The sequence below is a fragment of the Pseudomonas citrullilanati genome (assembly GCF_030580855.1).
Taxonomy (GTDB): domain Bacteria; phylum Pseudomonadota; class Gammaproteobacteria; order Pseudomonadales; family Pseudomonadaceae; genus Aquipseudomonas; species Aquipseudomonas citrulli.
Map to the genome: position 1 here is coordinate 94,896 of NZ_JAUQOP010000006.1, position 12,632 is coordinate 107,527.

Consider the following 12,632-nt stretch of genomic DNA (forward strand, 5'->3'; position numbering starts at 1 on the left):
CTTGCCGTGGCAAGCCTTTGAAGGAGGGCATCAAGCATTCTGGCGATGAAGTTTTTCCAGTTTTTTCTTGATCCGGTCGCGCTTGAGGGTCGACAGGTAATCGACGAACAACTTGCCGTTGAGGTGGTCACACTCGTGCTGGATGCACACCGCCAGCAAGCCTTCGGCGATCAGCTCGTAGGGTTGGCCGTCGCGGTCCAGGGCCTTGATCTTGACCTTCTGCGGGCGATCGACGTTCTCGTAGAAACCCGGCACCGAGAGGCAGCCTTCCTGGTATTGCTCCATCTCGTCGGTCAGGGTCTCGAACTCGGGGTTGATGAACACCCGTGGCTCGCTACGGTCTTCGGAGAGGTCCATCACGACGATACGCTTGTGCACGTTGACCTGGGTCGCGGCGAGGCCGATGCCGGGCGCCTCATACATTGTTTCAAACATGTCATCGACCAACTGACGCACTTCGTCGTCCACTACGGCCACCGGTTTGGCGATAGTGCGCAGGCGCGGGTCCGGGAATTCGAGAATGTTCAGAATGGCCATAAGCTTGATAAATGCACGTGTGAGGTAAAGTCGGGTGGCTGGCCTGGCGTGTCTTGGGATGCAGGCTACCGTTGTAAAACGTTGTTCCTGAACGCTGCCGCTTGAAGCAGGCGCCTGACGGAACGAGCCACGGGGGCTCTGGCGTTTTACGCGAACGCACATAATAAAGGGATTCACTGCATGAGGAAATCACTACTCGCCCTGCTGCTCCTGGCCTCGGCCGGTATCGCGCACGGGCAAGTGCAACTTAGGGAAGGTTTTCCCCAGCAATACACGGTGGTGGCGGGGGACACGCTGTGGGACATTTCCGGCAAATACCTGCGCGAGCCGTGGCAGTGGCCAGAGCTCTGGCAGGCCAATCCCCAGGTCGAGAACCCCAACCTGATCTATCCTGGCGACACGCTGTCGCTGATCTACGTCGACGGCCAGCCGCGCCTGACCCTCAGCCGCGGCGCTTCGCGGGGCACCATCAAGCTGTCGCCGCGGGTGCGCAGCTCGCCGGTGGCCGATGCCATCCCGAGCATTCCCCTGCAAGCCATCAACAGTTTCCTGCTGAGCAACCGCATCGTCGATCGGGTCGAGGACTTCGACAAGGCGCCCTACATCGTCGCCGGCAATGCCGAACGGGTCCTCAGCGGCGCCGGCGACCGGGTCTTCGCCCGCGGCACCTTCGACCCGAACGAGACGGCGTATGGCATCTTCCGCCAGGGCAAGGTCTACACCGACCCCGAGACCAAGGCATTCCTGGGCATCAACGCCGATGACATCGGTGGCGGCGAGGTGGTGGCCAGCGAGGGCGACGTCACCACCCTCGTGCTTCAGCGCACCACCCAGGAAGTGCGCCTGGGTGACCGCCTGTTCAGCGGCGAGGGCCGCTCGATCAACTCGACCTTCATGCCCAGCGCACCGAAATCGCCCGTCAACGGGGTCATCCTCGACGTGCCCCGGGGCGTCACCCAGATCGGCGCGCTGGATGTGGTGACCCTGAACAAGGGCCGTCGCGACGGGCTCGTCGAGGGCAACGTGCTGGCCGTGATGAAGACCGGCGAAACCGTGCGCGACCGTATCACCGGTCAACCGGTGAAAATCCCCGACGAACAGGCCGGCCTGCTGATGGTATTCCGCACCTACGACAAGCTCAGCTATGGCCTGGTGCTGTACGCCTCGCGGTCGTTGGCGGTGCTCGACAAGGTCCGTAACCCATAACGTGTCTCACAAGTTACCAACAGAGTTATCCACAGCTTGTTCCAGTTTGCGCGGGGCTTAATACGATCAAGGATGATCCGATGTCATTGCCTGAACCTGCTCCGGTTTCCCCAGCGGAACTGGAGGCCCGGCTACGCCTGCACCGCTTGCCGGAGCTGGGACCCAAACGTTTCATGACCCTGCTGCAAGCCTTTGGCTCGGCGTCCAAAGCCCTCAGCGCGCCGGCCAGTGCCTGGCGCGCGCTGGGCCTGCCCGTGGCGTGTGCCGAAGCCCGGCGCAACCCTGAAGTGCGCGATGGCGCCGCCCACGCGTTGGCCTGGCTAGAGCGTCCGGGCCAGCATTTGCTGATGTGGGACCAAGCCGACTACCCGGCCCTGCTGGCACAGATCAGCGACGCGCCGCCGCTGCTGTTCGTCGCCGGCGACGCCTCGATACTGGAAAAACCGCAGTTGGCGATGGTCGGCAGCCGCCGGGCTTCGCGACCGGGAATGGACACTGCGGCGGCGTTTTCCCGAAGCCTGGCCGGGGCCGGTTTTGTCATCACCAGTGGCCTGGCCCTGGGCATCGACGCGGCGGCGCATCAGGCGGCACTGGAGGTTGGCGGGCGTACCGTGGGCGTGCTGGGCACCGGCCTGGAAAATTTTTATCCACAGCGCAATCGCCGCCTGGCGGAGGCGATGATCGAACAGGGCAGCGCCGTGGTGTCGGAGTTTCCACTGGACGCCCCGCCCCATGCCAGCAACTTTCCGCGGCGCAACCGGATCATCAGCGGCTTGTCCCTCGGCGTGCTGGTGGTGGAGGCCAGCGTCGCCAGCGGATCGCTGATCACCGCGCGCCTGGCAGCGGAACAGGGCCGCGAGGTCTACGCGATCCCTGGCTCGATCCACCACCCTGGCGCACGTGGCTGCCACCAGCTGATCCGTGACGGTGCCGCGTTGGTCGAGACGGTCGAGCACATCCTCGAAGCGTTACGCGGTTGGCAGCGGTTGCCCTTGGGGGCGGAACCCGCACCGGTGACCCATCCGCTGTTGCGTCTGCTCCATGCCGCGCCGCTGACCAGCGAGGCGCTGGCCGATGCCAGTGGCTGGGGCCTGTCCAAGGTGTTGGCGGCGTTGACAGAGCTGGAAATGGAGGGCCGCGCCATCTGCGACAGCGGGCGCTGGTTTGCCCGCTAGGTTTTATGGGGAAGATCGGTAAACTGCGCACAGCCTTATCTTGTGTTGCGGAGAATCTTTCATGGTCAACAGTTGGCGTGTGCAACAAGCCGCGCGAGAAATTCGCGCCGGGGCGGTGATTGCCTATCCAACCGAAGCGGTCTGGGGCCTGGGGTGCGACCCGTGGAACGAAGAAGCGGTGGAGCGCCTGCTGGCGATCAAGTCGCGTCTGCCCGACAAAGGCCTGATCCTGGTGGCGGACAACATCCACCAGTTCGATTTCCTCTTCGAAGACTTCCCTGAAACGTGGATGGACCGCATGGCCAGCACCTGGCCAGGCCCCAATACCTGGCTGGTGCCGCACCAGAACTTGCTGCCGGAATGGATCACCGGTGTGCACGACACCGTCGCGCTACGGGTCAGCGATCACCCCACCGTGCGCGACCTGTGTTCCCTGGTCGGGCCGTTGGTGTCCACCTCGGCCAACCCCCAGGGCCGCCCGGCGGCGCGCACGCGGATTCGTGTCGAGCAGTATTTCCGCGGCCAGGTCGACCTGGTGCTGGGTGGCAACCTGGGCGGGCGCAAGAACCCCAGCGTGATCCGCGACCTGGCCACCGGCAAGGTGGTGCGGCCGGACTGAGCGCGAACATGAATGCCATGTTCGACGCAAAACGAGTGTGGGAGCGGGCTTGCCCGCGAAGACGCCAGCACATCCAACATCGATGCAAGCTGACCCGCCGCTTTCGCGGGCAAGCCCGCTCCCACAGGTCTTACTCTGCTTAGGGCAGAAGTATGGTCGACCCGGTCGTGCGTCGCGCCGACAGCTCGGCCTGGGCCTTGGCCGCTTCCGCCAGTGGGTAGCGCTGGTTAATGTCCACCGTGAGCTTGCCGCTGCTGATCATGCCGAACAGCTCGTCGGCCATGCGTTGCAGGTTTTGTGCGTTGTTGGCGTAGGTCGCCAGGGTCGGGCGGGTGACATACAGCGAGCCCTTGGCCGAAAGGATCCCCAGGTTCACGCCGTCCACCGCGCCGGAAGCATTGCCGAAGCTCACCAGCAAGCCGCGAGGGGCCACGCAGTCCAGGGAGGTCAGCCAGGTGTCCTTGCCGACGCCGTCGTACACCACGGGCACCTTCTTGCCGTCAGTCAATTCCAGCACGCGTTGTGCGACGTTTTCCTTGCTGTAGTCGATGGTTTCCCAAGCGCCGTGGGCTTTGGCGACGGCGGCTTTCTCGGCTGAACTGACAGTGCCGATCAGCTTAACGCCCAGGGCCTTGGCCCATTGGCAGGCCAGGGAACCCACGCCGCCGGCGGCCGCATGGAACAGGATGGTTTCGCCGCCCTTGAGTTCATAGGTCTGGCGCAGCAAGTACTGCACGGTCAGGCCCTTGAGCATCACCCCGGCCGCCTGTTCGAAGCTGATGGATTCCGGCAGGTGCACCAGGTTGGCCTCGGGCAATACATGCACATCGCTGTAGGCGCCCAGCGGACCGCTGCCGTACGCCACCCGGTCACCGACTTTGAACCGCGTGACGCCAGGCCCGATCGCCTCGACCACGCCCGCCCCTTCGGCGCCAAGGCCCGAAGGCAGCGCCGGTGGCGGATACAGGCCGCTGCGGTAGTAGGTGTCGATGAAATTCAAACCGATCGCCTTGTTGCTGACACGTACCTGCTGCGGGCCCGGCTCGGCGGGCTGGTAGTCCAGGTACTCGAGCACTTCGGGGCCGCCATGGGAACGGAACTGGATGCGTTTGGCCATCTTCACTTTCTCCTTGTCGCGGGACTTTTTACCAAGCCTGCTATCGGACTCCTAAGCTTGACCTTCGTCAACTGTGGCGTGGGCAAGCGCGGTGGTATCCTGTGCGCCCTTTTTGCCGCCGGCACGTTACGCCGCGTAGCGTAGCCCTGATCAAGGTGATGTCATGTCCACTCGCACCGAGGCCGTGAAAGCCTACCTGCTCGACCTGCAAGACCGTATCTGCGCCGCCCTGGAAACCGAGGACGGTGGCACTCGCTTCGTCGAAGACGCCTGGTCCCGGCCGGCCGGCGGTGGCGGTCGCACCCGGGTGATCGAAAACGGCACGGTGATCGAAAAAGGCGGCGTCAACTTTTCCCACGTCTTTGGCAGCGGTCTCCCACCGTCGGCCAGCGCCCACCGGCCGGAACTGGCCGGGCGCGGTTTCGAGGCCCTGGGCGTGTCGCTGGTGATGCATCCGCACAACCCCCACGTGCCGACGTCCCACGCCAACGTGCGCTTTTTCATCGCGGAAAAGGAAGGCGAAGAGCCGGTCTGGTGGTTCGGCGGCGGCTTCGACCTGACCCCCTACTACGGCGTGGAAGAAGATTGCGTGCACTGGCACCGCATTGCCGAGCGGGCCTGCGCACCGTTCGGCCCGCAGGTGTATCCGCGCTACAAGGCCTGGTGCGACAGCTATTTCCACCTCAAGCATCGCAACGAGCCGCGGGGCATCGGCGGCCTGTTCTTCGACGACCTGAACGAATGGGATTTCGACACCAGCTTCGCCTTCATGCGGGCCATCGGCGATGCCTACATCGACGCCTACCTGCCGATCATGCGCCGCCGCAAGCACGATGCGTTCACCGCCAAGCAGCGCGAATTCCAGGAATACCGCCGCGGACGCTATGTGGAATTCAACCTGGTCTACGACCGCGGCACCCTGTTCGGGCTGCAATCGGGCGGACGGACCGAGTCGATCCTGATGTCCTTGCCACCGCAAGTGCGCTGGGGCTACGACTGGAAAGCGGAACCGGGCAGCGAAGAGGCCCGCCTGACCGACTATTTCCTGCAGGATCGCGATTGGCTGGCAACAGCCTGAACGAGGAACGCTCATGGACCGCTACGTTGTAATGGGTAACCCGATCGGCCACAGCAAGTCGCCGCTGATTCACCGTTTGTTCGCCGAACAGACCGGCCAGGTATTGGACTACACCACGCTGCTGGCGCCCCTGGAGGATTTTTCCGCGTGCGCGCGGGCGTTTTTCCGCGAAGGCCGTGGGGCCAATGTCACCGTTCCGTTCAAGGAAGACGCCTTTCGCCTGGCCGACAGCCTCACCGAACGGGCGCAGCGCGCCGGGGCCGTCAACACGTTGAGCAAGCTGGCCGATGGCCGCTTGTTGGGGGACAACACCGACGGTGCCGGGCTGGTGCGGGACTTGACCGTCAACGCCGGGTTCAGCCTCAAGGGCAAGCGCATCCTGTTGCTGGGGGCCGGCGGCGCGGTGCGCGGTGCCCTGGAGCCGTTGCTGGCCGAAGCGCCGGCCTCGGTGATCATCGCCAATCGCACGGTAGAAAAGGCTGAGCGGCTGGCCGAGTCGTTCGCCGACCTGGGCCCGGTGTCCGCCAGTGGCTTCGACTGGCTGCGGGAACCGGTGGACCTGATCATCAACGCCACGTCGGCGAGCCTGTCAGGGGATGTACCGCCGATCGCCGGAAGCTTGATCGAACCAGGCAAGACGTTTTGCTACGACATGATGTACAGCAAGGCACCCACCTCGTTCTGCCGGTGGGCCAGCGAACACGGCGCAGCGGTGGCGATGGATGGCTTGGGCATGCTGGCCGAACAGGCTGGTGAAGCTTTCTACCTGTGGCGTGGCGTGCGCCCCGACACCGCGCCCGTGCTGGCGGAGTTGCGCCGACAGTTGGCGTTGTAGGGCATTTGCAGCGAGCAGGCTCGCGATAGCGATCACAGAGCGCAGGTCGCCCCGCTCACCACCAGGACGCCCCCCTGCTGAACACGTCCCGCAATTGAGCCGCGCTGATACCCCGTCGCCCCGGATCGAATGCCAGGGCCAGACGCAATGCCGACCAACAGCGCCTGGGCAGGTTGCGCGGCGCCTTGAGCTGTCGTTCCAATCGCGCAGCGCGAGCCTGGGTCGAGGGCAAGCGGCGAAAGGGATGGGTGCCGCTGGCCAGTTCATACAACAGGCAAGCCGCGCCATAGATGTCGGCAGCCGCCGACAGGGCCGAGCCTTCCAGCAGTTCCGGCGCGGCATAGGCGGGTGTCCAGGCGTTGAGGCGTTTGCGATCGAGGTTGGCCAGGCGCTTCAGCGGGCCCTGTTCGGCCTGGCCCAAACCGAAATCGAACAGACGCACCTGTTCTTCCCCGCGCATGACGTTGCTGGGCTTTACGTCACCGTGCAGCACGCCTCGACCGTGGGCATACGCCAAGGCATCGAGCAGGGGCACGGCGATCACTTGCAGCGCCTGCCAGGACATGCCTCGCGGGTGCTCGCAGAGCAGTTGGTCGAGGGTCTGGCCGCGCATCAGCTCCATGGTGATGAAGGCCTGCCGGTGGGTTGCATCCACTTCAAAACTGAACGGGCGCAGCACGTTCGGATGGTGCAAATGCCGGGTCAGGGCAAATTCGCTGTACAGCAGCGCGCTGGCGTCGGGCGATGTGCTGAAGGGCTCACTGAGCATCTTCAGTGCAATGTAGGGCTCGGGGTCACCGAATTGTTCGTGCAGCAGATCCCGGGCGCGATACACGAGTCCCATGCCGCCCGCTCCCAGCAGACGCTCCAGGCGAAAGCGCCCGGCAAGCACCTGCGGTGCTTCACGGGCCTTGCGTCCGGTGGATGCCACGAGCGGCGCATCGACAAAGGCGAAATAGGTGGGTTGGCGACCCTCGACACTCACCGACGAACCACCACCGCCGTGAGGTTATCCCCCGCGGGGCCGCGCAATGCGCCGTCGAACAAGCGCTCCAGCGCCAGGCGCGGCGAAGCCAACCCCAACGCGCTGCCCATGGCCTCCCCGCCAAGGCCTTGGTACAGGCCGTCACTGCACAGCAAGAACGTATCGCCGGGATACACCGCCAATTCCAGCACCTCCAACTTCAGCTCCAGCTCGGCGCCGACCGCGCGGGTCAGTGCCTTGCCCGCAGGATGCGCACAGGCCTCGGCGCGGCTGATGCGGCGCGTGTCGATGAGGTGTTGTTGCAGGGAGTGGTCCTTGGACAATTGATACAACCGGCGACCGCGCCACAGGTAGCAGCGGCTGTCGCCGGCCCAGATGCAGATGCCCCGATTGCCTTCCAATAGCAGCACCACGACCGTGCTACCCGTAATACCCGGATGACCCTCGGTGACCGTCAGCTCCTGGCTCAACCGCCGATTGCTCCAGCGCAAGCACCGGCGCACCGCGCTTGCACGCTCGTAGAGGTCCTGGCGCATCGGTAACGCCGCCAGGTTGGCGACAATCAACTGACTGGCAATGTCTCCGCCCCGGTAGCCACCCATTCCATCGGCAACGGCCCATAACCCGTGTCGCGGACTTTCGAGAAAAGCATCCTCGTTACGCGCCCGGACCTTACCGATATCCGTGCGCGCGGCACTGCGCCAAGGGCCGTCGACCGGCATCAGAGTTGCACCGGCATTCGAAATGTCCGCAACGCTTCCATATCGAATGGGTTCGGTGCGCGCTGGCTTGTCAGCAGGTAGTTGGCGCGCAACCCGCCCAGATCGGCCTTGAGCACAGTGACGGCGCGCCCGCTCAGGTACTCGCTCGGCATCAGGTCGAACAGGCGAAACAGAGACCAGGGGCCGGTATTTTTTTCGATTCCCACGCCGCGCCCGGTCATCTTCTCCAGCACCAGGGCGGCTCGGCCGGCCTGTGCATCGCTTGGCCAGCTGAAGGCCATGGGCAGGATCGGTCCATGGCGGTATTCAAGCGTCTTGTCGCCAAAGCGGAATTCAGAACGGCTCACCGTAGGGTCGAGGGTGTAGGGCTCAAGCGTGAACTGCACCTGCGGCGTGGCCGGGTCATGGGCAAAAAAACTTCGGCGAATGGTGTGCGCCGTCGTCATCTGGTCGAGGTAGGCCTCGGACATCGGCAAACTTTGCCCATCGACACTGCGCAGCTTGTAGTGCCCCGGCGTACCGCTGACGAAGGGCCGCAGGTAGCGCTCGAAGAATTGATCGACAAGGCCCTCATTCCTGAAAAACGCCCGGAAGTCCTCGAGCGCGACGTCACTGACGCTGTGGGCGCTGAAGGGGTAGCGTTTGTTGATCGCCTTGCCGTAAAAGCTGTACAGCTCGTTCTGGTAGCGTTGGTTCAGATAGCGGTACGAATCATTGAGCACCAAGCGCCAACTGTCGTCGGCCAGCCCGCTGAACCACGCGCTGACCGGGCGCGGCAGCCGGCCTGACGCACTTCGCAGGTGGCTCAACGCATCGCGTTGACCGCCCATGCGGCCTCGGGCCAGCTCGAACGCGGCGTGCTCCGGGGCACCGGCCCGAGCCAGGCTCGCCAGTTGCAATTGCAGATCATCGAGGGCCCGCAAGGCCTGGTTCAGATCAGCTGTAGGACCGTTGTCCGCGTCCAGCAGCCGATGCAGCGGGTCGAAACGTCGTTGCAAGGCTCTTCGCGCGGTGTCCGGTGGATTTTCGGCCAGGGCATCAGCCCCTTTTCCAGCCATCACGACGAGTTTTCCAATGGAACCGCTTTTCCCGGATGTTGGCGCTGCGTCGTCGAGTCGCTCGGAAACGCTCTGGATCCGCGTGTGCTCGCGCACCTGAACCAGCAGTTGCAGGATGGGTGAATGCGCCGAAGCCAGCCCTGCAAGTTGCTCGGCCCCCTCCGCGATTCCGGTCACCGGTTGCAACATCACCCGACCAAGCGCTTCGCTCCAGTGGTTGGCGTAGTCGCGAAAGTACAGCTGTTCCAGCTCGGCCATCAGGCGACGCATGTCCATGTTGCTCAGGCCTTCGCCATCACCCAGCACCCAGTTGTCTCGCAACAGCTCGCTGACCAGGATCGTGCCTTGAACCGAAAAATACCGCTCGAAACCCTGGCGGGTGTAGAGGCCGGGAATCACATGATCGGTGCCGGTGAACGACGCCCCCTGGGCACCCAGATGATGGCTTAACCGGTAATGCGGCAGATGGCTGGCCCGTTCGTACAGCATCCTGTAAACGACGACAGCCATGGACTCGCTGCGCAGGGCCTCCCTGGCTTGCGCCACCAGCGTCTCGTCCAAGGGGAAGACGAAGGGCTGCTCCAATAGGCGCGCAAAATGGCTGTTCAGGCCCTCCTGAAGTGCGGTGTTGCCTGCATGGCGAAGGGACCCATCCTTGCCCAGCCGGTCCTTGAGCCATTCGGTATCGCGATGCTCGCGCCTGTTGAGCATCAGGTAGGCGCGCAGGCTGCTGAGCAATTGCTCACGGTCGTTCCAGTTGTCGCGGATGTGCTCTTCCAATCGCAGCGCAATCCTCGGCAACAGTTGCGTCTGCAAATCCCGCACATACGCGTCGGTCACGACGGCATGACTGGCCCTTCCCTGATACAAACCCACACGTTCATACCAGGGCACCGCCGTTAACGGTGGAAAAACCTGGGTGGCCTCGAAGCGGACATCGAGTGACTGCAGCATCGTGATCCAATCGTCGCCTTTGACAGGAGCCGATTGCTGCTGATTCCAGCGCTGCGCCAGTGTGCGCAAGTGTTCCAGGCGTTCATGATTGGTTGAGAAACCGTTCGCCCACAGCAGTCCGAACAGGCCAAGGATCGCCAATCCCGCAAGGTACACCGTGCGCTGCCCCCAATTGATGAGGCGACGCTCACGCTGGTCGAGGTCGGCCAGGTCAGCCTCCGGAAATATGACCCGGCTGACCAGGTGATGAATGAACCGAGGGGCCTCGCCAAAGGGACTGTTGGTATGAGCCCCGGCACTGCCTTGTCCGACGCTTGGCTTCATGGCCAGGCCTGGTTGCGGTGCGCAGGTTAAATAGAAGCCACGCAGGGTACGATCGCTCCCGGCGAATGCTTGCTCGACCAATAGGCACAGGTTGGCGCCGAGCTGTTCCAGCTGATGTGGGAAATCAAGAATGTGGCTACGGCGGCGGGTATCGCGCTCCTGGTGCATGCGCAGGATGACTTGGCTGTTGAGCCTCTGCAGCAGGGCTTCGAAGTGGGCGCGCCATTCACTCACAGCGCTGGCGCGCGGGTCTCGACTGAAACTGGCGCCAAGCACCTGGTCGCGTTCCTCGCGAGTCAACGAATCGAAAAACTCATTGAATCCAGGCACGCAGTCCGCTTTGCTCAACACCAGGTAAATCGGCACATCGATGTGCAGCCGTTGTTTCAATTCCTGCAGACGGCCCTGGGCCTGGCGAGCCAGAGCGGCTATTTCCCCCTCGCTGCCCAGCAGCAGGAGCTCGGTTGGAACAGTCAACAGTACACCGCTCAGTGGACGACCACGGCGACGCTTTCTCAGTAATTCAAGGAGTACGCCCCATGCATGGCTGTCGATATCGCCGTCTCTCTGGGTCAGGAAGCGCCCGGCGGTGTCGACCAACACCGCGTGTTCGGTGAAGTACCACTCGCAATACCGGGTGCCCGAGTGATCGTCGAGCGGCGTACGCTCGCACTTGTGCAGAAACTCCAGGCCCGAGCCTTCCAGGAGGTGGGTCTTGCCGCTGGCGGGTGGCCCTATCAACAAGTACCACGGCAGGTCGTTGCGCCGGCGTTTTCCTTGGCCAGGGCAAGAGCTTGCGGTCTTTAGCGTTCTCATTGCCGCCTTGAAGCGCGTACGGACTTCGCGTTGTTCTTGATCGAGCCGCGTCCGGTGCGGGCCACCGGGTTGATCGGTGTCGTTTTCCTGGACAGTCGCAGGCGAACCGGCACGCCCATTGGCGAACACCATGCCCAGGCCCCACCCCAGCAGGAGCGCGCTGACGCTCAGCAGCCTGGCGGTGGGACTTGCCCAGAACTTGTAGTCGTTGACGGCCAGCAAGGGCCCGACCCACCACACCAGCAGTGATGCACAGAGCACCAGCAGCAGCGACCAGGCCCAGCGCTGACGAACCCAGGCATCGACTTTTCGCAAAAGCAGTTTCATGACACTTCCCTGTTCAAGGCAGTTGCTGGGCGATGACCTGCTCCAGCGGTTGGTAAGGTTGCAGTACGCTTCGGCGCTGCTCGTCCAGCACCCAGGCGAAGCTCGCGTACATCACGCCCAGGCAGAACACCGTAAAGCCCGCCACCGCCCAGGCCGGAACGATGCGCACTGGACGACGACGCGTGGCGCCTACGCCCTCCCAGTGAGGCGACAATTGCCGAGGGACGTCGCCGCGCACCTGGCGAATGAGCCGGTACAAGGCGTCGCGCAAGCCTTCCAACTCAAGCACTCCACGGGCTTGAACCCGATATTTGCCCTCAAAACCGAGGGACAGGCACAAGTACATCAGCTCGAGCATGGGCAGGTGCTTGACGGGGTTCTTCGACAAGCGATCGATCAATTGGAAGACTTTTTCACCTCCGAACGTTTCGTTATGAAAGGTGCTGAGCAGGCTCAGCTTTGACCAGTCGCTCCCCTGTCCCCACGGCGTGGTGACCACCGCCTCGTCAATCACCGTGCAAAGTACGTAGCGGGCGGCGATCAGCTGCGTGCTCTCGACGTTCGCCTGCAAGGCACGGGCCTCGAACCGCTCCAGCTCCAGGCACAGTTCCCGCTTGAGCGCCAACAAGTCCCCGCGCTCCTGGCCGTACTTGAGCCGCACCACTTGCGACAACAGCTCGCAAGCCGCTGCCACCAGCGGGTTGAGGCTTGCATTGAAGGCCTGGGACGGCGGCAGCTGCGCCGCATAGATCATTCGCTCCTGCAATTGCTCCATGCGCGGCGGCGCGACAGCGTCGGTCAAGGGGCCCGCGGCAGGGCATTGGCCATGATGGTCGAGCAAGACTGTCGCTTCGTCTTGTGGAGGGTCCTTATCCATGT

The 12,632-nt window shown here is 63.6% G+C and carries 11 protein-coding genes; 5 read left to right on the forward strand and 6 right to left on the reverse strand.

The genetic code is table 11. The features are described from left to right. Positions 1-30 precede the first annotated feature (30 nt). On the reverse strand, positions 31-537 hold the full coding sequence (def, locus tag Q6A48_RS06950; protein ID WP_042731214.1) for a peptide deformylase: 507 nt from the start codon (positions 535-537) through the stop codon (positions 31-33). A 180-nt stretch (positions 538-717) separates the two neighbouring features. Here def and Q6A48_RS06955 point away from each other — a divergent pair, with 180 nt between their 5' ends. From Q6A48_RS06955 to tsaC, 3 genes are all read left to right on the forward strand, one after another. Then, a complete protein-coding gene (locus Q6A48_RS06955) occupies positions 718-1,743 on the forward strand; it encodes a LysM peptidoglycan-binding domain-containing protein (RefSeq protein WP_304552900.1) in 1,026 nt (341 codons plus the stop codon). A gap of 80 nt (positions 1,744-1,823) precedes the next feature. Further along, positions 1,824-2,918: a DNA-processing protein DprA gene (gene dprA / locus Q6A48_RS06960; protein WP_304552902.1), complete on the forward strand. Its 1,095-nt coding sequence runs from the start codon at positions 1,824-1,826 to the stop codon at positions 2,916-2,918. 61 nt (positions 2,919-2,979) lie between these two features. Then, positions 2,980-3,537 carry an L-threonylcarbamoyladenylate synthase type 1 TsaC gene (gene tsaC / locus Q6A48_RS06965; protein WP_304552903.1) on the forward strand — a complete coding sequence of 186 codons (558 nt, stop codon included), beginning with the start codon at positions 2,980-2,982 and terminating at the stop codon, positions 3,535-3,537. A 139-nt stretch (positions 3,538-3,676) separates the two neighbouring features. On the opposite strand, the gene Q6A48_RS06970 is transcribed toward tsaC, so the two are convergent. Continuing rightward, positions 3,677-4,654, reverse strand: coding sequence for an NADPH:quinone reductase (locus tag Q6A48_RS06970; RefSeq protein ID WP_304552905.1), 978 nt, complete (start codon positions 4,652-4,654; stop codon positions 3,677-3,679). 163 nt (positions 4,655-4,817) lie between these two features. Here Q6A48_RS06970 and hemF point away from each other — a divergent pair, with 163 nt between their 5' ends. Both hemF and aroE read left to right on the forward strand, forming a co-directional pair. Beyond that, a complete protein-coding gene (gene hemF, locus Q6A48_RS06975) occupies positions 4,818-5,732 on the forward strand; it encodes an oxygen-dependent coproporphyrinogen oxidase (protein ID WP_304552907.1) in 915 nt (304 codons plus the stop codon). Between the two features lie 13 nt (positions 5,733-5,745). Beyond that, complete coding sequence (aroE, locus tag Q6A48_RS06980) at positions 5,746-6,567, forward strand: shikimate dehydrogenase (protein WP_304552908.1); 822 nt, start codon at positions 5,746-5,748, stop codon at positions 6,565-6,567. Positions 6,568-6,622: 55 nt separating this feature from the next. Here aroE and Q6A48_RS06985 read toward each other — a convergent pair whose 3' ends face one another. From Q6A48_RS06985 to icmH, 4 genes are read right to left on the reverse strand one after another with little or no spacing between them, the layout of a single operon-like run. Then, positions 6,623-7,552, reverse strand: a complete 930-nt coding sequence (locus Q6A48_RS06985; protein ID WP_369811670.1) for a serine/threonine-protein kinase — start codon at positions 7,550-7,552, stop codon at positions 6,623-6,625. Continuing rightward, positions 7,549-8,274, reverse strand: a complete 726-nt coding sequence (locus Q6A48_RS06990; RefSeq protein WP_304552910.1) for a PP2C family protein-serine/threonine phosphatase — start codon at positions 8,272-8,274, stop codon at positions 7,549-7,551. Before Q6A48_RS06990 ends, Q6A48_RS06985 begins: the two co-directional genes overlap by 4 nt. Continuing rightward, a complete protein-coding gene (tssM, locus tag Q6A48_RS06995; RefSeq protein WP_304552913.1) occupies positions 8,274-11,753 on the reverse strand; it encodes a type VI secretion system membrane subunit TssM in 3,480 nt (1,159 codons plus the stop codon). Before tssM ends, Q6A48_RS06990 begins: the two co-directional genes overlap by 1 nt. A gap of 13 nt (positions 11,754-11,766) precedes the next feature. Further along, positions 11,767-12,630, reverse strand: coding sequence for a type IVB secretion system protein IcmH/DotU (icmH, locus tag Q6A48_RS07000; protein ID WP_304552914.1), 864 nt, complete (start codon positions 12,628-12,630; stop codon positions 11,767-11,769). Between the last annotated feature and the right edge of the window lie 2 nt (positions 12,631-12,632).